Origin of the sequence: Ralstonia flatus (assembly GCF_958439105.1) — a bacterium.
GTDB classification, from domain to species: Bacteria; Pseudomonadota; Gammaproteobacteria; order Burkholderiales; family Burkholderiaceae; genus Ralstonia; species Ralstonia flatus.
Genome location: NZ_CAUDLI010000005.1, coordinates 220,380 through 241,000 on the forward strand (window position 1 = coordinate 220,380; position 20,621 = coordinate 241,000).

The following is a 20,621-nucleotide window of genomic DNA, read 5'->3' on the forward strand; positions in this document are numbered from 1 at the left end:
CAAACGGGGAGCCCAGCATGCGTCGGGTGGTGGTATTGGGTGTGGTGCTGGCCGTGGCGGCCGGTGCCTGGCAGTGGAGTCGGCTGCATCGGCTGAGGCTGGCCGATGTGCGCTTTGCGCCAATCGAGAACGTTGCTGCTGCAACGGGCGGCGCGGGCGCTCCTCTGCTCAATGCCAACAAATCGCACTGGCTCAAGGCGTGCGACCAGGCGCTGGGCCCGATGCGCGTAGAGGTGCGCGCCACCGAAACGCCGCTGTCCTTTTCCAACGACCGCTCGGTCGAACAACTCACCGCCGAGGCGCCGCCATACGATCGTTCGGCGCGCGTGCTCGGCAAGACGTATGCGACGCTGGTGGCGCGCTTCGACGTGAACAGCCGCTACATGGCCATCGCCACGCAGCCGGCCACCACCTGCCTGCGGCCGTCCATTTCGGTGGAGCTGGTGCTGAACAATTTTCGGGTGACCGTCGCGCGCGAATTTGCGCCGGGCACTTGCGCGTACAACGCCATCCGCGAGCACGAATTGCGGCACGTCGCCGTGAACCGCGCGGTGCTGCCGCACGCCGCCGAGGTGATCCGCAAGGAAATCGAGAGCGAATACGGCGGCCGGCTTTACTTTGGCGATCCGGACCGCATTGCTGCAGATTTACAGGCAGCGCTGACGCGCCATTGGCTGCCGCGCGCGCAATCGCTGATCGAACTGGGCTTGCAGGCGCACGAGCAGATCGATACGCCGCGTGAGCAGGAGCGCATGAGCCGCGTGTGCAACGGCGAGGTGGAGGCCGTGTTGCAACAGCTCATGCGCAGCTAGCGCTGATCGGGCAGGGTCAGGCGGCCGGGCGGTGCGCGGCGCGTGCCTGCAGTTGGGCGACCGCTTCGTCGACGATGGCTTCCGGCGGCAGCGCGATGTCGACGATGACGGCATCGGTCGGCTCTTCCAGCGCATCGAACTGGCTGCGCAGGAGGCTCGGGTTGAAGAAGTGGTCCTTTCGTGCGGCAAGGCGGCCTTGCAGCAGATCGAAATCGCCCTTCAGGTAGACGAATTCAGCGTTGCCGGCGGGACCGCGCAGCACGTCGCGGTAGCGCTGCTTCAGCGCGGAGCACGCCACCACCAGCGATTGCCCGTTGCTTGTCTTCTCGTCCATGTAGGCGCGGATCGATTCGAGCCAGGGTTTGCGGTCGTCGTCGTTCAGGGGAATGCCGGCGTGCATCTTGGCGCGATTGGCCTCGGAGTGGAACTCGTCGCCGTCACGGAAAGCGCAGCCCAGCCGCTCGGCGATCTTCTGGCCCACCGTGGATTTGCCGCAACCCGAAACACCCATCACTACTACGATCATCGTCGATCCCTACGTGCAAGAAAGCCCAAAACATCAGGCCGGCATGTTAGCGCGTTGGCGAGGGCGGCCGCCGATTTTTGCTGCTGCAGCGCAGCAATTGTTCCGCGTCATTGTTCGTCCGAGAACGGATTGCCAAATGCGTCAAGCTGCGTCAAATTGCGATCGACGCAGTGGTTACAAATCATTCAGAACAAGGCCCCAAAAAGGCCAACGTTGATTGGAGGAGACATCCATGGCTGGTGAGGTTTTCGACGCGCGACCGCGCAACGGTGCGTCGTATGTGGTGGGCGATACGTCGGTGCCGCTGGCACATGTCACGGTCTCGGCGTTGCTGGCGGATACCGTGCGCCGCTGCCCCGACGACGAGGCGGTCGTGTTCCGCGAGCAGAACGTGCGCTGGACGTGGCGCGCCTTTGCCGAACAGGTCGATGCGCTCGCCGCCGGCCTGCACGCGCTGGGACTGGAGCGGGGCGACCGCATCGGCATCTGGTCGCCCAACCGCGTCGAATGGGTGCTCACGCAGTTCGCGACGGCGCGCCTGGGGCTCATCCTCGTCAACATCAACCCTGCGTATCGGCTTTCAGAGCTGGAATACGCGCTCAACAAGGTCGGCTGCAAGGCCATCGTGGCGGCCGAAGCGTTCAAGACCTCGCGCTACCTGGAAATGCTGCAGACGCTCGCGCCCGAACTGGCGACCGCGCAGCCTGGAGCATTGAAGGCGGCCAAGCTGCCGGCGCTGCGCTGGGTCATCCGGATGGGCGAGGCCAATACGCCGGGCATGCTCAACTTTGCCGAGGTGATTGCGCGCGGAAAAAGCGTACCCGTTGATGCGCTGGATGCCATCACGGCCACGCTGTCGCCTGACGACGCCATCAACATCCAGTTCACCAGCGGCACGACGGGCGCGCCCAAGGGCGCCACGCTCACGCACGTCAACGTCGTCAACAACGCGCGCTTCGTTGCCATGGCGATGAACCTGCAAGGCGGCGATCGGCTGTGCATTCCGGTGCCGCTGTATCACTGCTTCGGCATGGTCATGTCGGTGCTGACCTGCACGGCCACGGGCGCGTGCATGGTGTTTCCGGGCGAGGCGTTCGATCCGCTGGCCACGCTGCGCACGGTGGCGGAAGAGCGCTGCACGCAGCTGCACGGCGTGCCGACCATGTTCATCGCACAGCTCGATCATCCGGACTTCAAGAGCTTCGATGTATCCACCCTGCGCGGCGGCATCATGGCCGGATCGCCGTGCCCCATCGAGGTGATGAAGCGCGTGGTGTCGGAGCTGAACCTGCGCGAGGTCACCATCGCATACGGCATGACGGAGACGAGCCCCGTGTCCTTCCAGAGCGCCGTGACGGACCCGCTCGACAAGCGCGTGACCACGGTCGGCCGCATCCAGCCACATCTGCAGGTCAAGCTGGTGGACGGCGCAGGAGAAGTTGTGCCGGTGGGTGAGAAGGGCGAGCTGTGCACCAAGGGCTATTCGGTCATGCTCGGCTATTGGGACGACAAAGCCAAGACCGCTGACTCCATTCACGACGGCTGGATGCGCACGGGCGATCTCGCAACGTTCGATGCCGAGGGCTACTGCAACATCGTCGGCCGCGTGAAAGACATGCTCATCCGCGGTGGCGAGAACGTCTACCCGCGCGAGATTGAAGAATTCCTCTTCCGCCATCCGAAGGTGCAGGCCGTCAACGTGTTTGGCGTACCCGACCCGAAATACGGCGAAGAGGTCTGCGCGTGGATCGTCCTCAAGCCCGGCCAGCAGGCCACGGAAGAGGAAATTCGCACGTTCTGCCAGGGCCAGATCGCGCACTACAAGATCCCGCGCTACATCCGCTTCGTCACCGAGATGCCGATGACGGTGACGGGCAAGGTGCAGAAGTTCGTCATGCGCGATCGCATGATCGAAGAACTCAAGCTGACGGTGGCCGCCACGGCCTGAAGCGAGCTTGCAGTTTCGCGGTTGAAATGTGAACGGGTTGCGCGCGGCTTTTCGTTGCCATGACGATGCTTGCCGCGCGCGGTTTTGCCTGACCGCCTGGGCAACGCCCGACGTAAAAACCAAAACACGTTTCCCGCATGCGTCTTGCCGATAGGGGGCGCTCGCAGTCAAGCGGGCAGGCAAGGCACCATGCTTGCAGTACGCAAGTCCTCAAGGCGCGCCGCGCGACGCGACGTGCGCCACGAGATGCTCACTCGCCGTGCCCCACCGCTCACGCAATGTGAACGCCGATGCGCCGATGTATCACGACTGAAACATCGAACCAATCGCCCGTCTCAAACAGCTCCGCCGTGCGCATGCGTGCGCCGGGTTTGCGTCTTGGCGCGAAGGTCATGTGCGGCGTGTCTGCCCTGCGTGCCATGGCGATGTATCAGCGCTGCAACGGAAAGGGCCAAAACAGGCCACCAGAAATGCACCTCTCGACACGATTACGCGGTACAGCGTGAGCCTATGCGCACGCGTGTCGGTGAATCTGTCGCGTTTTCAACCACTTAGAACAGCCGTGTAAAGCGTGCCCGGAACTTGGCACCGATTATGCAAACGAGCGCCCCGGGGTGGGTCATGTTTTTTCCCACAGGCAGAGCGCGCCGGCCTGACTGGCAGCGTTTCCAGCCGTCCCTCTCACCTTTATGGAGTGCGTTATGAAGAAGACCTTACTGGCCACCGCGATCGCCATGGGATTGGGGGTCTCTGGCGTTGCATTGGCCGACATCGGGAATACGGCGTCCGGCGCGGGTGACAAGACCCAGACCAACACGTCGACCATCAACAGAACCAGCACTGAGACGACGACAAGCACGGCAACCACCACAACCACCACGGCAACCGACAACTCGAATCAGCACAACAACCAAAGCCAGGGCAGCAACCGCGACAACAGCGGCTGGGCCAACGCTGAGGGCTACGGCACCGCAGCTGCCAACAACGGCGGCACGGCAACGGCAACATTCACCAACTCCTTCAACACCAGCAAGGCGATTGCCGTCTCCAAGCTGGACGGCACCGTGACCAACATCAGCGTATCTGGCATCGGTAACGTCGCTACCAACAATGGCGGCACGGCCAACGGCGGCGCTGGCGGACGTGGCGGCTACGGCTACGGCGGCACAGGCTCTGGCGGTAACGGCGGCGCGGGCGGTGCCGGAGGCGGCGGCGGCGCAGGCGGCAGCTCAGGCAGCGTCACGCATGGCAGCGCAACCAATGGCGGCGCGACCGCCGGCAATGGCGGCAACGGCGGCAATGCTGGTGGCAACGCTGGCGGTGGCGGCAGCGGCGGGAGTTCCGGCACGCTGTCGGCGAGCCTTGGCGCGGGTCTCGGTGGCTTGGCAGGCAGCAGCAGTGCGGCAGGCGGCGGCGCTGGAGGCAGCGGCGGCGGTGCTGGCGGCTCCGATGGCGGTGACGCCAACCGCCATCATGGCTCAGGCTCGGCAACGGGCGGCGCAGCAGCGGCAGCCGGCGGAAACGGCGCGGCGGGCGGCACCGGCACCAGTGGTACCGCTACCGCCTCGGGCGGCGCAGGCACCGGCACGAGCACGGCCACGGGCACCAGCACTGGTGGCGCAGGTGCCGCAGGTGGGGCCTCTACCAATGTGGCCGGTACTGGCGGCGCAGGCGGTACTTCCACGAATGGCAGCGCGACTAACGGCGCGGCGTCGTCCACGGCAGGCAATGGCGCGGTGGGTGCAGTCGGTGCGGCCGGCGGCGCAGGCGGCGTTGGCAACGGCGGCGTCGGCAATGGCGCTGTGGGTGGCACGGGCGGCGCTGGCGGTACGGTCGTGGTGGATGCAGGCACGTTCAACATGTCCAACGCCATGACCAGCGTCGGCCAGTCTGCAGCAGGCGTGATGGTGGCGAACCAGAACAGCGGCTTCGCTTCCCTCATCCAGCAGAGCATCAACGTGCAGGCCAACCTGAATGTGGGCAAGTAGCCCGGTACGGGCATGAGCGGGGAAGTGCCGCGGCGCAAGCGATGAAGCTTTGCGCATGACGGTGGATGGGGCCGGACTGCAGCGGCGGTCCGGCCCGCAGTTGGAGCGTAGAGGAGACACTCGATGCGATCCGACAGAAGAACCACAGCAGGATGGGCGGCATGGTGGTTGGCATGCGGCCTGGCAGTGTGGCCAGCGGCAGCAGCGATGGCGGCGGACGATGTGCCGATCGCAGACGGTGCGCAGGTCGCCAACACGGAAGCGGCGCGTCCCCCGGTCGCCGCAGCCGTGTCGGTGCCTGGGTTCGGTCATGCGGTGGGCGCCGATCGGCTCGACAGCTATCGCGGCGGCACGCAGGATCTCTACCAGACCGTCAATGACGCGCGCCTGTCGGGCACCGTGAGCGACAACGCCGCCGTGAACGTGGCGACGGGGTCGAACATCGTGCGCGACGGCTCGTTTGCCAATGCCAGCGGGATCCCCACGGTCATCCAGAACAGCGGAGCGAACGTGCTGATCCAGAACGCCACCATCGTCAACGTGCAGTTCCGGCCTTGAGCTTGTGAAGGACGGAATGATGCGCAAGACGTTGGGTGCGGTGCTGATGGCGCTGGCGTGCGGGCCCGCGTGGGCGGGCGCGATCGACATGCTCGGCACGGGCGGCGGCACCTATGCCGTGCCGGTGACGAGCATGAAGGCCGCGCGCTACCTGCGCACCGTGCATCAGCGTTTCGACTTCAGTTGCGGGTCGGCTGCGGTGGCGACGCTGCTCACGTATCAGTACGGCTACCCCGTGAGCGAGCAGACCGTGTTCCAGGCCATGTACGAGCATGGCAACCAGGAGAAGATCCGGCGAGAAGGCTTTTCGCTGCTCGACATCAAACGCTATCTGGCCTCTTTGGGCTTTGAGGCGGATGGTTTCGAGCAGCCGCTGGATGCATTGAAGGACGCCCACTTGCCGGCCATCGTGCTGTTGACCGAGAACGGCTATCACCACTTCGTGGTGGTCAAGGGCGTGCAGGAAGGGCGCGTGCTCGTGGGCGATCCGGCCATGGGCACGCGTGCGATTCCGCGTGCGAGCTTCGAGAGCATGTGGGACAACCATTTGCTGTTCGTCGTCCACAACCGCGAGGCGGGGGCGACGTTCAACGCTTCATCGGACTGGCGCGTGGCACCGCGTGCGCCGCTGGAGGAAGGCATGGACCGCAGCGGCCTGGGCAACATCGTCGTTCCCAAGCATGGTCCGTCCGACTTCTGAACGTCGTGCGCGCGTAGCCCAGCGGTGGTCGGGCAGGAGGGCATCATGAAGCGGTTTGGCAAGGTGGCGCGCGCTGCGGGATGGCTCGCGCTGGCGGCGGCCGGGCATGCGTGTGCGGCCGGCGCAGACAGCATGGACAACAACCCGGTCCATGCCTGGCACGCCGTGTCCGAAGACAAGCTCGACGACATGCGCGGCGGCTTCGATGTACCCGCGCTTGCAGGGCTGCACATCTCGTTCGGCATCGACCGCGCGGTCTACATCAACGGTGATCTGGTGGCGAGTGCATCGGTGAACATCCCCGATGTGGCGCGCATGACGGCCACGCAGGCGCAGCAACTCGCCTCGGTGGTCAACACGGTCAACCTTGTGCAGAACGGGCCCAACAATGTCGCGCCGCCCGATGTGACCCCGGGCGCGGCTGCCGCTGCCACGGTCATCCAGAACAGTCTGAACAACCAGACGCTGCAAGCCGTGACGACCATCAACGCAGCGGTCAACAGCCTGCCGCAGTTCCGTCAGCTGAATCTTTCCAACGTGCTGCAGGGCGCCCTGGCCAACGTCGTCACCCTGCTGCACTGAGCTAGAACTGGATCGGCAGACGCAGCGTGACGGTCAGGTCCGGCGTGTCGCGAGTGAGGCCTGCACCCACCGACAGGTTCAGCGTCATCTTGGGCGAGAGCCGGTACGAATAGCCGACCAGCAACGTGCCGAGAATGGTTCGCACCGAGCCCGGCACGCGCTGGCCGTTCTGCTTGGTCGGCGCGATGATGCTCTGGTCGTAGCCGATGGAGAACGACGCCTTTTCGTTCAGCGCCAGCCCCATGCCGAAGTTCAGGCCGATGATGTCGCCGGCCTTGACGTTGCCCAGGAACTGCTTCGAGCCGTCCACGAGGTTCAGGCTGACATCCTTGCGCTCGAAGTTGTGCAGGTAGCTGATGCTGCCGAAGAACACGGCAGGGTCCGTCGGGAACAGCCACGTCAGCCCCGGTTGTACTGCGAAGAAGCCCGAGCCCGTCGGCTGCTGCAGCGGCAGGCCGGTGCCCGTGGTATTGCTCACGCAGCGCGTCACGCAATCGGTGGTGACGTCAAACGGATCCTTGCCCGTGCGCGTCTTAAAGCGCAGCCAGCCGATGTAGAACGGCTTGTCGACGCCGCCCGCATTGAGCTGGTAGCGCGCGGTCAGCTCCACATCGCCGATGCCGCGGCCGTGCGAGCTGAAAGCGTTGTCCGTGGCCGTGCCGGTGAACAGTTCGCGGCTGACGGTGTCGCTCGCGCTGTAGACATAGGGCACGCGCGCTTCCAGTTCCCAGCGCCGTGCCAGGCCGTAGCGCACGGCCATCGTGCCGGTCAGCGTGGTCGTTTTGACCTGCCGTACGTCGATCAGCCCGATCAGCAGCGCGGGGATGATGGTGTAGCCCACCAGCGCCACGCGGTCCGACGACGAATACGCCATCTGCAGTGACGGCTCGACGACCACCTTGCCTGGCGGAGTGAGGGCACTGGGCTCGTCGAAGATCTGCGCGATGCGTGGCGGTCGGTCAGGCGGCTCCGGCGGTTTGCCGACTGGCGTGGTGCCGGGCTCGTCGTTCTGCGCAATTTGCGATGCATCGCCCGCCGCGCCGGGAGCACCGGCACCGCGCACGGTATCGAGTCGGCCCTCGCTCATGCCGAGCGCGCGCCGCATGCGCCGAAGATGCGCTTCCTGTTGCTGAATCGAGCGCTTGAGTTCCTGCAGCCGCGCCTGCGTATCGATAAGCTCGCGCTGCAGCGCGTCCAGGCTCGGTGGCTTGTCGTCCACCGGCTCGTTGGTCTGTGCAAGTGCCGACCTGCCGCAAAGCAGCAGGCATGCGCACGCAACCGCGCGAAGCGGCCCCCATGGTGCGTTCTTCATGGCAATGTCCCCGTCGAGAGCGCCCTGTCCACGAAAAGCGGATGGGCCCTTCACGATTTCCCCCGGGTGGCGTACTGCGGATACCACTATAGGCGAGCGAACGCGAAACGACAGGGCGTTGGCGTCCACAAAATGGACGAGGGACGCATGCCCGTTTGGCGGATCGCCCGGGCAAGAAAAAGGCGCCCGGAGGCGCCTCGTGTGTCTTGCGCAGCGTCAGCGCTCACTGACGCGCGTTGCGCAGGTTATCCGGCCACGGCGTGTTGTAGTTGGTGCGGAACGGGTTGATGTCCAACCCGCCGCGCCGCGTGTAGCGTGCATAGACGGCCAGTTTGACGGGCCGGCATTGGCGCAGGATGTCCGTAAAGATCCGCTCAACGCATTGTTCGTGAAATTCGTTGTGCTCGCGGAACGAGATCAGGTATTTGAGCAGCGCCTCCTGGTTGATCGGCGCGCCCACGTAGCGGATCTGCACGCTGCCCCAGTCAGGCTGGCCCGTCACCAGGCAGTTGGACTTCAGCAGGTGCGACACCAGCGTTTCTTCGACCGGGCTTTGTTCCTCGTCGGCATGCAGCAGCTCGGGCGTGGGCTGATAGACATCCGTTTCGATGTCCAGCCGATCGAGCAGCAGGCCGTCGAGTTCGCCCATGCGTTGTCGGGCAAATTCTTCGTGCGTGACGATGCGGACCTGCACCGGCGCACCGCACGCTTCCGACAGATCGTGGTGGATCAACTGCTGCAGCGCTTCGTGCGACGCCACCTTCGTCTGGTTGAACGAATTCAGATACAGCTTGAACGACTTCGATTCAACGATGTTGGGCGAATCGGCCGGCACGATCACGGTGCCAAGCGCCACCTGCGGCTTGCCGCGCAGGTTCAGCCACGACAGCTCGTACAGGTTCCAGAGGTCCACGCCGAAGAAGGGCAGGGCCGTGCCGGCGGCCAGGCCGATTTCGTCGCGCTTGCCCTGGCGCGGAATCGGAAACAGCAGGCTCGGATCGTATTCCGTCTTGTAGGCGGACGTCTTGCCCAGCGGCGAATGTTCGGGTTGGTTGCTCATCACAAAAACAGGCTGTAGACGGGGTTCTCGCTTTCGTCCCAATAGGTATAGCCCAGCGTGGCGAGGAACGCCTTGAACTCGCGCTTCTCGTTCTTCGGTACCTGGATGCCGACGAGGATGTTGCTCGAATCCGCGCCCTGATTACGGTAGTGGAACAGGCTGATGTTCCAGTTCGGGCTCATGCTCGAGAGGAACTTCATCAGCGCGCCCGGCCGCTCGGGAAACTCGAAGCGGTAGAGATGCTCGTTTTCCGCCAGCGGCGAGCGGCCGCCCACCATGTAGCGGATGTGCTGCTTGGCCAGTTCGTCGTTCGACAGATCCAGCGTCGGGAAACCGTGCTTGCGGAAGTTCTCGGCAATCTTGTCGCCCTCTGCGCGCGACGCAATTTGCACGCCCACGAAGATATGCGCGGCGTCCTTGCTGGCAATGCGGTAGTTGAACTCCGTCACGTTGCGCGACCAGCCGACCAGTTCGCAGAAGCGCTTGAAGCTGCCGCGCTCTTCGGGAATCGTCACGGCAAACACGGCTTCGCGGGCCTCGCCCACTTCGGCGCGCTCGGCCACGAAGCGCAGGCGGTCGAAGTTCATGTTCGCGCCGCTGGCCACGGCCACGAGCGATTCGTTCTTCAGCTTGTGCGTCTCGGCATACTGCTTGAGGCCGGCCAGCGCCAGCGCGCCCGACGGCTCCAGCAGGCTGCGCGTGTCCTGGAACACGTCCTTGAGCGCCGCGCAGATGGCATCCGTATCCACGGTAATGATCTCGTCGACGAGTTCGCGCGTGAGGCGGAACGTCTCCTTGCCGACCAGCTTGACCGCCGTGCCATCCGCAAACAGGCCCACCTCCTTCAGTTCGACGCGCTTGCCGGCGGCCACCGAACGCGCCATCGCGTCGGAATCCACGCTTTGCACGCCGATGACCTTGACGTCCGGCCGCACGGCCTTCACGTAGGCCGCAATGCCCGAGATCAGCCCGCCGCCGCCGATCGAGCAGAAGATCGCATGGATCGGCTGCGGATGCTGGCGCAGGATTTCCATGGCGATCGTGCCCTGGCCGGCAATCACTTCCGGGTCGTCGAACGGGTGGACGAAGGTGTAGCCGTGCTTCTCTTGCAGCTTGGCCGCGTGGTTGTAGGCATCGGAATAGCTTTCACCGTGCAGCACGACCTCGACCCAATCGCCGCCGCGCGAGCGCACGCCGTCAATCTTCAACTGCGGCGTGGTCACCGGCATGCAGATCACGGCCTTGCATTCCATGCGCGCCGCACTGAACGCCACGCCCTGCGCGTGGTTGCCCGCCGATGCCGTAATCACCCCGCGCTTGCGCTCGGCCGGCGTGAGCGAGGCCATCTTGTTGTAGGCGCCGCGCAGCTTGAACGAGAACACGGGCTGGTCATCCTCGCGCTTGAGGTAGACGCGGTTGCCGGTGCGCGCCGACAGGTTCGGCGCGAACTTCAGCTCGGTTTCCACCGCGACGTCATAGACCTTCGCAGTCAGGATTTTCTTGAGGTAATCGATGGCCATGGTGCGGACCGGGTTGGACGTGAACAGAGCCCGTAAGCCTATCACGCGGCGCCTGGCCCGCCTTGCCGGACTGGCGTGCCGGTCGGTACACTGCCCCGGCCGTGTCCGGGCGGGCGCGGCGCATCATCGGCGAGAGGCCTCCATGAACACCCCGTCGTCTTCCTCCGAGCGTGCCGGACGCGCGCGCCGGGGCCGCACAGTCTGGTCCGGCACGCAGCACGTCATCGCCTACGGCATGCCGCCGCTGGGCTGGCGCGACGTCTATCACCATGCGCTGGAGGTCAATTGGCCGACCTTCTTCGCGTTGCTGGCGACGATGTTCCTGGCGCTGAATGCGGTATTCGCGGGGCTGTATTCGCTCGGCGACGGCGCGATCGCGAACCAGTCGCCGCCCGGCTTCGTCGGGGCCTTCTTCTTCAGCGTCGAGACGCTGGCCACAGTCGGCTACGGCGACATGCACCCGCAAACGCTCTACGCCCACGTCATCGCCACGCTGGAGATCTTCATCGGCATGTCGGGCATCGCCATGGCGACGGGGTTGGTGTTTGCGCGGTTCTCACGCCCACGCGCCAAGATCATGTTTGCCCGCAACGTTGTCGTGCGGCCGCTCAACGGCAAGTCCACGCTGATGCTGCGCGCCGCCAATGCGCGCCAGAACGTCATCGCGGAGGCCACCGCCCGGCTGCGCCTGATGCAGGACGAGGTCTCGCCCGAGGGCTACTCGATCTACAAGATCCACGACCTGAAGCTGGAGCGCAGCGAGCACCCGATCTTCCTGCTGGGCTGGGTGATGATGCACGTCATCGACGAGACCAGCCCGCTGCATGGCGCCACGGCGGAGTCGCTCGCCGCGGGTGATGCCTTGCTGCTGCTGACCATCGAGGGCGCCGACGAGACCGCCGCGCAGACCGTGCAGGCGCGCTATTCCTGGCGGCACGACGAGATCCGCTGGAACTATCGCTATGCCGACCTCATCCGCGACGAGGGCGGTGTCACGTCGGTCGACTACGACAACTTCCACCTGATCCACCCGATCGAGACGCCCCCGCAGGCACAATGAGCGGCTTGTCCGATTCCAACGCGCAACCCCCGTGGCCCTGAACCTCGTCTGGCTCGCCTTCTTTCTCGTCGCCTTCGTCACCGCGTGCGTGCAGGTGGTGCAGGGCGACATGGAAGTCTTCTCGCGCATGTTGACCGGCATGTTCGATGCTGCCCGCACCGGCTTCGAAATCGCCCTCGGCCTGACCGGCATGATGGCGCTGTGGCTGGGCATCATGCGCGTGGGCGAGCGCGCCGGCGTGGTCGATCTGTTTGCGCGGCTCGTGAACCCGGTGATGCGGCACTTGTTTCCCTCCGTGCCGGCCGGCCATCCCGCCAACGGCGCGATGATGATGAACGTGTCGGCCAACGTGCTCGGTCTGGACAACGCCGCCACGCCGCTCGGCCTGCAGGCCATGCGCGAACTGCAGCAGATCAACCCGCAGCCGCAGCGCGCCAGCGATGCGCAACTGATGTTTGTGGTGCTCAACACGGCGGGGGTGACGCTGGTACCGACGTCCGTCATCGCCATCCGCCAGGCCATGGCTGTCAAGCAGGGGCTGGTGGGTTTCAACGCGGCGGACATTTTCCTGCCGACCTTGCTGTCCACGTTCATCGGCTTCTGCGCGGGTATTGCGGCGGTAGCGTGGTATCAGCGCATCAACCTGTTCAAGCCGGCGCTGCTGGCGTATTTCGGCGGCTTTGTCGCGGCGATGGGGCTGCTGTTTGCGTGGCTGCGCCAGTTTCCGCCGCAGCAGATGGCCGCGTGGATCGGCCTGATCGGCGCGGGCGCCATCCTCACCATCGTCGTGGCGTTCCTGGTCTGTGGGGCATTTCGTCGCATCAACGTGTACGAAACCTTCGTCGATGGCGCCAAGGACGGCTTCCATGTCGCCATCGGCATCGTTCCGTACCTCGTCGCGGTGCTGGTGGGTATTGCGGTGTTTCGCGCGGCGGGGTGCATGGATGTCCTGATGCAGGGGCTTTCTGCGCTGTTCACGCACCTGGGCATCGATACGCGCTTTGTGCCGGCGCTGCCCGTGGGGCTGATGAAGACGTTGTCGGGCGCCGGCGCGCGCGGCCTGATGGTCGACGTGATGACCACTTACGGCGTCGATTCCTTCCAGGGCAAGCTGGCCGCCATCATCCAGGGTTCGACCGAGACCACGTTTTACGTGCTTGCCGTGTACTTCGGCAGCGTCGGCATCAAGGACACGCGGTACGCGCTGGCCTGCGGGCTGTGGGCCGACCTGATCGGCCTCGTCGGCGCCGTGCTTGTCGCCTACCTGTTCTTCGCCTGACCGGCTAGGGCGGCCCCCAAGCGACGCCGCGGCCGCCCGCCCTCTACAATCGATCGCATGGAACAGTGGATCGACACGCTTTTTGCCACGCTCGCCCTGCCCAAGGTCGGGCTGCCTGCCATCTTCGTCGTCAGTTTCATTTCGGCGACGCTCCTGCCGCTGGGCTCCGAGCCGGCGGTCTTTGCGTACATCAAGCTCAATCCGGACATGTTCTGGCCGGCCATCGTGGTGGCCACGCTTGGCAACACGCTGGGCGGCATGGTCGACTGGTGGATGGGCTATGCGGCCAAGCTGGCGCTGGTGCGCTACCATCTGGCGCGCCGCCGCCGGCAGCACAACGCCGAGCACGCCCAGCGCGTGCCACACCCCAAGCGGCACCGCGAGCCTCCGCTCGACAAGAAATACTTCCGCTGGATGCGCCGCATCGGGCCGGTGTCGCTGCTGGTGTCGTGGCTGCCCGGTATCGGCGACCCGCTCTGCACGCTGGCCGGCTGGCTGCGCCTGAAGTTCTGGCCCAGCGTCATGTACATGGCCATCGGCAAATTCCTGCGCTATCTGGCGATGACCGCCGCGCTCATGACCTTGCCCGACGGCTTCTGGCACGGCATCTTTGGCTGGATCAAGGCTGTAATGATCTGACGTTTGCGTGGCGTTGGACGCACTCGCAGGCCTCCGCGCTTTTCGCAAGCCATTGAAAACGCGACGCTTTTCCCGCCCATATCAGCCGCAGGGATACCGTTGCTGCAACGCATCAACGGCGCGCGTTGCAGTACAATCGCCCTTTAAAGACCGCGCGGCTCTTGTCCTCCTTGCCGCGACCTCCTCCCCAGCGGCACGCCATGAATGCCCCACTTCTGATCGACGCCAAACTCACGGCGCAGGATGCTGCGCCCCGGCTGCGCGAGATTCCCTACAACTACACCTCGTTCTCGGATCGGGAAATCGTCATCCGTCTGCTGGGCGAGTCTGCGTGGCAGATCCTGGACGAACTGCGCGCCGAGCGTCGCACCGGCCGATCGGCGCGCATGCTGTACGAAGTGCTGGGCGACATCTGGGTGGTGCGTCGCAACCCGTATCTGCAGGACGACCTGCTCGACAACCCGAAGCGCCGGCAGATGCTGATCGACGCACTCAATCACCGCCTGGCGGAGATCGAAAAGCGCCGTGTGGCCGACCACGATTCGCATCACGACCCCGTGGGCGACGAGCGCGCCAGCAAGGTCGAGCAGCTGGTCGTGCATGCCCGCCGCGCCGTCAAGGCATTCCAGGAAGAGTTCGCCCAGGTGTATGACCTGCGCCGCCGCGCCCAGAAAGTGCTCGGCCGCGTGACCGCGAAGGACAACATCAAGTTCGACGGCCTGTCGCGCGTGTCGCACGTGACCGACGCGACCGACTGGCGTGTCGAATATCCGTTCGTCGTGCTCACGCCCGATACGGAAGAAGAGATCGCCGGCATCGTCAAGGGCTGTTTCGAGCTGGGTCTGACCATCATTCCGCGCGGAGGCGGCACCGGCTACACCGGCGGCGCCGTGCCGCTCACGCCGTTCTCGGCCGTCATTAATACGGAAAAGCTGGAGCGTCTGGATGCGGTCGAGATGACCGATCTGCCGGGCGTCGATCACCCCGTGGCGACCATCTATTCGGGCGCCGGCGTGGTCACGCGTCGCGTAGCCGATGCGGCGGACAAGGCCGGTCTCGTCTTCGCTGTGGACCCGACTTCGATCGACGCGTCGTGCATTGGCGGCAACGTCGCCATGAACGCGGGCGGCAAGAAGGCCGTGCTGTGGGGCACCGCACTGGACAACCTCGCCTGGTGGCGCATGGTTGACCCGGACGGCAACTGGCTCGAAGTCCAGCGCCTGAATCACAACCTCGGCAAGATTCACGATGCGCCGGTCGTCACCTTCGAGCTGAAGTGGTTCGACGGCAACGCGCCGGTCGGCGCCAAGCTGCTGCGCACCGAGACGCTCACCATCGAAGGCCGCAAGTTCCGCAAGGAAGGCCTCGGCAAGGACGTTACCGACAAGTTCCTGGCCGGTCTGCCCGGCGTGCAGAAGGAAGGCTGCGACGGCATCATCACCAGCGCGCGCTGGATCCTCCACCGCATGCCGAAGTCGATCCGCACCGTGTGCCTGGAGTTCTTCGGCCAGGCGCGTGACGCGATCCCGAGCATCGTCGAGATCAAGGATTACCTCGACGCCGAGACCAAGAAGCCCGGCGGCGCCATCCTCGCGGGCCTGGAACACCTGGACGAGCGCTACCTGCGCGCGGTCGGCTACGCCACCAAGAGCAAGCGCAACGCGTTCCCGAAGATGGTGCTGATCGGTGACATCGTCGGCGACGACGATGACGCCGTGGCGCGCGCCACCTCGGAAGTGATCCGCCTGGCCAACGGCAAGAGCGGCGAAGGTTTCGTGGCCGTGAGCCCCGAGGCCCGCAAGAAGTTCTGGCTGGACCGCTCGCGCACGGCCGCGATTGCCAAGCACACCAACGCCTTCAAGATCAACGAAGACGTGGTGATCCCGCTCAATCGCATGGGCGAGTACACCGACGGCATCGAGCGCATCAACATCGAGCTGTCGATCAAGAGCAAGCTCAAGCTGACCGACGCGCTGCTCGATTTCTTTGCCGGCAGCAACCTGCCGCTGGGCCGCACCGACGACGCCAACGAAATCCCCAGCGCTGAACTGCTGGAAGACCGCGTGCAACAGGCGCAGCAACTGCTGCGTGCCACGCGCGCACGTTGGCAGTATTTACTGGACCATCTCGACACGCCGGTCACCACGGCGCGCGCCAGCCTCATTGGCCTCGGCCTGGGCTACCTCGCGCAGACCATCGACGACCGTCTGGTGAATCAGCCTGACGCCAACCTGTTCCACCTGCTGCAGGATCGGACGATCCGCGTGTCGTGGAAGGCGGAGGTTCGCGCCGAGCTGCGCAAGATCTTCAACGGCGGCGAGTTCAAGCCGATCCTCGATGAGGCCCAGGCGATCCACAAGAAAGTGCTGCGCGGCCGCGTGTTCGTGGCGCTGCACATGCACGCCGGTGACGGCAACGTGCACACCAACATCCCCGTCAACTCGGATGACTACGACATGCTGCAGGACGCCCACAAGGCGGTGGCCCGCATCATGACGCTGGCGCGTTCGCTGGACGGTGTGATTTCGGGCGAGCACGGCATCGGCATCACCAAGCTGGAATTCCTGACCGACGAAGAGATCGCCGACTTCGCTGCCTACAAGCGCCGCGTCGATCCGAACGGCCGCTTCAACAAGGGCAAGCTGCTGCGCGATATCAACGACCCGCAAGGCCTGGCCGCTGATCTGCGCAACGCCTATACGCCGTCGTTCGGCCTGATGGGGCACGAGTCGATCATCATGCAGCAGAGCGACATCGGCGCCATTTCGGAGTCGATCAAGGACTGCCTGCGCTGCGGCAAGTGCAAGCCGGTGTGCGCCACGCACGTGCCGCGCGCCAACCTGCTGTACAGCCCGCGCAACAAGATCCTCGCCACGTCGCTGCTCATCGAGGCCTTCCTGTACGAAGAACAGACGCGCCGCGGCGTGTCGATCAAGCACTGGGAAGAGTTTGCCGACGTGGGCGACCACTGCACCGTGTGCCACAAGTGCGTGACGCCGTGCCCGGTCAAGATCGACTTCGGCGATGTGTCGATGAACATGCGCAACCTGCTGCGCAAGATGGGGCAGAAGAAATTCAACCCCGGCACCGCAGCAGCGATGTTCTACCTGAACGCGACCAATCCCGAGACGATCAACCTCACCCGCAAGGTGATGTTCGACTGGGGCTACAAGGCGCAGCGTCTGGGCAATGACATCCTGAAGAAATTCGCCAAGAAGCAGACCGCGCATCCGCCCGCCACGGTGGGCAGGCCGCCGGTGCGCGAGCAGGTGATCCACTTCATCAACAAGAAGATGCCGGGCAACCTGCCCAAGAAGACGGCGCGCGCGTTGCTGGATATCGAGGACAACGAGATCGTCCCGATCATCCGCAACCCGAAGGTCACCACGCCGGATAGCGAAGCGGTCTTCTACTTCCCGGGTTGCGGCTCGGAGCGCCTGTTCTCGCAGGTGGGCCTGGCCACGCAGGCGATGCTCTGGCATGCCGGCGTGCAAACCGTGCTGCCGCCGGGCTATCTGTGCTGCGGTTACCCGCAGCGTGGCACTGGCCAGTTCGACAAGGCCGAGAAGATCGTCACCGACAACCGCGTGCTGTTCCACCGCGTGGCCAACACGCTCAACTACCTCGACATCAAGACGGTGGTGGTGAGCTGCGGCACCTGCTACGACCAGCTCGCGGGGTATGAATTCGACAAGATCTTCCCGGGCTGCCGGATCATCGACATTCACGAATACCTGCTCGAGAAGGGCGTGAAGATCGACGGTGTGCAAGGCACGCGGTACATGTACCACGACCCCTGCCACACCCCGATTAAGACGATGGACCCGACCAAGCTGGTCAACCAGCTGATGGGCGGCAACATCGGTGCCGATGGCCAGACCCGCGCGATCGAGAAGAACGACCGCTGCTGCGGTGAGTCGGGCACGCTGGCGATCTCGCGCCCCGACATTTCCACGCAGGTCCGCTTCCGCAAGGAAGAAGAGATGCAAAAGGGCGCCGACAAGCTGCGCAGTCTCGGCCAGACCAGCGGCCAGGGCGGCGAGGCGTTCAACGGCGACGTGAAGATCCTCACGAGCTGCCCGGCATGTCTGCAGGGCCTGTCGCGCTACACCGAAGATGTTTCGGTGCAGGCCGACTACATCGTGGTCGAGATGGCGCGTCACGTGCTCGGCGAAACCTGGCTGCAGGACTACGTCGCGCAGGCCAACGCCGGCGGCATTGAGCGGGTTCTCGTGTGACGACTGCGACGACCGGCGAACGGGCGCCCGGCTGCGCGCTGTGCGAGACGGACGGCGGCGAGCCCGTCTGGCGCAATGGCCGCGCGCGCGTGGTGCTGGTCGAGCACGCGCGCTTTCCGGGCTTCTGCCGCGTCATCTGGAACGACCACGTGGCCGAGCAGACCGACTTGTCCGACGCAGATCGCCATTGGCTGATGGAGGTTGTCACCCGCGTTGAGCGCGTGCTGCGCACCGAACTGGCGCCGGACAAGATCAATCTCGCCAGCTTCGGCAATTTTGTGCCGCATCTGCATTGGCACGTCATCCCGCGCTATCGGTGGGACACGCATTTTCCGGAAGCCGTGTGGGGCCCCGAGCAACGCGCGCCCGATACCGCGCGCATGGCCGAGATCACGGCCAAGTTGCCGGCGCTGTCGTACGCGCTGCAGGCCGCGCTTGCGGATGTCTGACCGGTAACCACCGGTAACGCATCCCCGCGGCCTGTGCGGAACCCACGTGGCGCATAGGCCGTCTGATTCTCTTTTCTGTCGTGACCCAGCCCTCGCCATGACGACACCGCGCACCGCCGCCACGCCCGATTCCCACAAGGATTCAATCTCCGAACTGACCGTCCACCATGGGCGGCTGAATTTGTCGGAAACCTGGCAACTGATTCGTCCGTACTGGTTTTCGGAAGATCGCCGCAAGGCCTGGGGGCTGCTGGCGCTGGTGATCGGCCTGAACCTGTTTCTGGTCTACATGAACGTGCTGTTCACGGACTGGAATCGGCTTTTCTACAATGCGCTCGAGCAGAAGAACTACGGCGAATTCTGGACGCAACTGGGCCGCTTTTCATGGATCGCCGCATTGCTGATCTTTGGCTCCATCATGCGGTTGTACTACTCGATGATGCTGCAGATGCGGTGGCGGACCTGGATTACCGGCAGCTTCCTCGATGACTGGCTCGGCAAGCAGGCGTTCTACCGCCTGGAGCAAACGCACAGCGCTGACAACCCCGACCAGCGGATTGCCGACGACCTGCGCACGTTTACCGATGCAACGCTCACCTTGGCGCTGGGCTTCCTGAATTCGGCTGTGACGCTGGTGTCGTTCTTCGGGATTCTGTGGGCGGTGTCGGGGCCGCTGGCGTTCAGCGTGGGCGGTCACGATTTCGTCATTCCGGGCTACATGGTTTGGTTTGCGCTGCTGTATTCGATCGTGGGCTCGATCATCATCCACTTCGTGGGGCGGCCGCTGATCGGGCTGTCGTTCCAGCAGGAGCGTTACGAGGCGTACTTCCGTTTCCTGCTTGTGCGTGTGCGCGAGAACAGCGAGAGCATCGCCCTGTACCGCGGCGAGCCGACCGAGAAAGCCATCCTGCGCGGCCGCTTCGAGCGCATCCGCGCCAACTGGAACCAGTTGATGGACTACACGCGGCGCCTGACCTTTGCCAGTTCCGGCTATGGACAGTTCGCCATCATCTTCCCGTTTCTGGTGTCGGCGCCGCGCTACTTTGGCGGCACGCTCACGCTGGGCGGGATGATGCAGGTCGCCACCGCGTTCGGCCAGGTGCAGGACGCGATGTCGTGGTTTGTTACGAATTACCGCACGCTGGTCACCTGGAAAGCCTCCACCAACCGTCTGATCGAATTCCAGCGCGCGATCCGCGCCGCAGAGCGTGAAGAAGAGCACCGCGCCGGCGTCCGCGATGTCGAGGTCGAGACCGCCCCCATACCCGCCATCGAAGCGCGCGGTCTCGCGCTGAACCTGCCGAACCGCAAGCCCGAAGACGTGCTGGTCGAGCCCTTCGACATGACGCTCTCGCGCGGTGAGCGGGTGCTTGTCAACGGTCCGTCCGGCTGCGGCAAAAGCACGCTGGTGCGCGCCGTGGCCGGTATCTGGCCCTATGGCAGCGGCCGCATCGAAGTCCCGCAGGACGCCCGCGTGCTGTTCCTGCCGCAGCGCAGCTATCTGCCATCCGGCACGCTGGCTGACGCACTTTCGTATCCGGATTTGGCCACCCAATACACCGCGGAGCGTCTGACCCAGGTGCTGATCGCTTGTCGCTTGCCGGCGCTGGCCGGCCTCCTGGACGAGGTGAGCAACTGGAGCCTGCGCCTGTCGCCCGGCGAGCAGCAGCGCCTGGCTTTTGCGCGGGCTTTGCTGCAGCGCCCCGATTACCTCTTCCTCGACGAGGCCACCAGCGCACTCGACGAAGACACCGAGGCGTTCATGTACAGCCTGATGCTCGAATCGATGCCCGATGTGACCATCGTCAGCGTGGCGCACCGCAGCACCGTGGCACGTTTCCACCATCGCCGACTGCGTTACGTCCCCGAAGGCGACCCGTTGACTGCGGTAAGCTATCGGGTGGTGGAAGAGCCCGCGCACGTTGCGCTGGCCGCTTCCTGAAACACCGT

At 64.8% G+C, this 20,621-nt stretch carries 16 protein-coding genes; 12 read left to right on the forward strand and 4 right to left on the reverse strand.

The window, feature by feature from the left end; translation table 11 throughout:
- Positions 1-17 precede the first annotated feature (17 nt).
- Entirely contained in the window at positions 18-812 is a 795-nt protein-coding gene (locus R2676_RS13875) for a hypothetical protein (protein ID WP_206272915.1), read from the forward strand.
- A 16-nt stretch (positions 813-828) separates the two neighbouring features.
- Here the strand turns inward: R2676_RS13875 and R2676_RS13880 are convergent, their stop codons facing one another.
- Positions 829-1,338, reverse strand: coding sequence for a gluconokinase (locus R2676_RS13880; protein ID WP_027678254.1), 510 nt, complete (start codon positions 1,336-1,338; stop codon positions 829-831).
- A 232-nt stretch (positions 1,339-1,570) separates the two neighbouring features.
- Here R2676_RS13880 and R2676_RS13885 point away from each other — a divergent pair, with 232 nt between their 5' ends.
- From R2676_RS13885 to R2676_RS13905, 5 genes are all read left to right on the forward strand, one after another.
- Positions 1,571-3,286 (forward strand): AMP-binding protein, encoded by a 1,716-nt coding sequence (locus R2676_RS13885; RefSeq protein WP_206272914.1) that lies wholly within the window; start codon positions 1,571-1,573, stop codon positions 3,284-3,286.
- Positions 3,287-3,987: 701 nt separating this feature from the next.
- Positions 3,988-5,274 (forward strand): hypothetical protein, encoded by a 1,287-nt coding sequence (locus tag R2676_RS13890; RefSeq protein ID WP_206272912.1) that lies wholly within the window; start codon positions 3,988-3,990, stop codon positions 5,272-5,274.
- 123 nt (positions 5,275-5,397) lie between these two features.
- The gene (locus tag R2676_RS13895) at positions 5,398-5,832 is read left to right on the forward strand and encodes a hypothetical protein (RefSeq protein ID WP_045785770.1); all 435 of its coding nucleotides are present in this window, start codon (positions 5,398-5,400) and stop codon (positions 5,830-5,832) included.
- A 16-nt stretch (positions 5,833-5,848) separates the two neighbouring features.
- On the forward strand, positions 5,849-6,532 hold the full coding sequence (locus R2676_RS13900; RefSeq protein ID WP_062739083.1) for a C39 family peptidase: 684 nt from the start codon (positions 5,849-5,851) through the stop codon (positions 6,530-6,532).
- 45 nt (positions 6,533-6,577) lie between these two features.
- Positions 6,578-7,114 carry a hypothetical protein gene (locus tag R2676_RS13905; RefSeq protein WP_206272910.1) on the forward strand — a complete coding sequence of 179 codons (537 nt, stop codon included), beginning with the start codon at positions 6,578-6,580 and terminating at the stop codon, positions 7,112-7,114.
- Position 7,115: 1 nt separating this feature from the next.
- On the opposite strand, the gene R2676_RS13910 is transcribed toward R2676_RS13905, so the two are convergent.
- The 3 genes from R2676_RS13910 to ilvA all read right to left on the reverse strand — a co-directional run bounded on the left by R2676_RS13910 (position 7,116) and on the right by ilvA (position 11,006).
- Positions 7,116-8,426 carry an acetate kinase gene (locus tag R2676_RS13910; RefSeq protein WP_206272908.1) on the reverse strand — a complete coding sequence of 437 codons (1,311 nt, stop codon included), beginning with the start codon at positions 8,424-8,426 and terminating at the stop codon, positions 7,116-7,118.
- Between the two features lie 223 nt (positions 8,427-8,649).
- Positions 8,650-9,486, reverse strand: coding sequence for an NADPH-dependent 7-cyano-7-deazaguanine reductase QueF (gene queF, locus R2676_RS13915; RefSeq protein WP_206272906.1), 837 nt, complete (start codon positions 9,484-9,486; stop codon positions 8,650-8,652).
- Positions 9,486-11,006 (reverse strand): threonine ammonia-lyase, biosynthetic, encoded by a 1,521-nt coding sequence (ilvA, locus tag R2676_RS13920; RefSeq protein ID WP_027678246.1) that lies wholly within the window; start codon positions 11,004-11,006, stop codon positions 9,486-9,488. The genes queF and ilvA overlap by 1 nt, the downstream gene beginning before the upstream one ends.
- A gap of 142 nt (positions 11,007-11,148) precedes the next feature.
- On the opposite strand from ilvA, the gene R2676_RS13925 reads away from it, so the two are divergent.
- The 6 genes from R2676_RS13925 to R2676_RS13950 all read left to right on the forward strand — a co-directional run bounded on the left by R2676_RS13925 (position 11,149) and on the right by R2676_RS13950 (position 20,613).
- Positions 11,149-12,066, forward strand: coding sequence for an ion channel (locus R2676_RS13925; protein ID WP_206272904.1), 918 nt, complete (start codon positions 11,149-11,151; stop codon positions 12,064-12,066).
- Between the two features lie 31 nt (positions 12,067-12,097).
- Positions 12,098-13,345: a nucleoside recognition domain-containing protein gene (locus R2676_RS13930; RefSeq protein WP_206272902.1), complete on the forward strand. Its 1,248-nt coding sequence runs from the start codon at positions 12,098-12,100 to the stop codon at positions 13,343-13,345.
- Between the two features lie 57 nt (positions 13,346-13,402).
- On the forward strand, positions 13,403-13,984 hold the full coding sequence (locus R2676_RS13935) for a YqaA family protein (RefSeq protein WP_206272901.1): 582 nt from the start codon (positions 13,403-13,405) through the stop codon (positions 13,982-13,984).
- Between the two features lie 200 nt (positions 13,985-14,184).
- Positions 14,185-18,222, forward strand: a complete 4,038-nt coding sequence (locus R2676_RS13940; RefSeq protein ID WP_316857254.1) for an FAD/FMN-binding oxidoreductase — start codon at positions 14,185-14,187, stop codon at positions 18,220-18,222.
- Positions 18,219-18,671, forward strand: coding sequence for an HIT family protein (locus R2676_RS13945; protein ID WP_206272897.1), 453 nt, complete (start codon positions 18,219-18,221; stop codon positions 18,669-18,671). The genes R2676_RS13940 and R2676_RS13945 overlap by 4 nt, the downstream gene beginning before the upstream one ends.
- 97 nt (positions 18,672-18,768) lie before the next feature.
- Complete coding sequence (locus tag R2676_RS13950) at positions 18,769-20,613, forward strand: ABC transporter ATP-binding protein/permease (RefSeq protein ID WP_206272895.1); 1,845 nt, start codon at positions 18,769-18,771, stop codon at positions 20,611-20,613.
- Positions 20,614-20,621 lie beyond the last annotated feature (8 nt).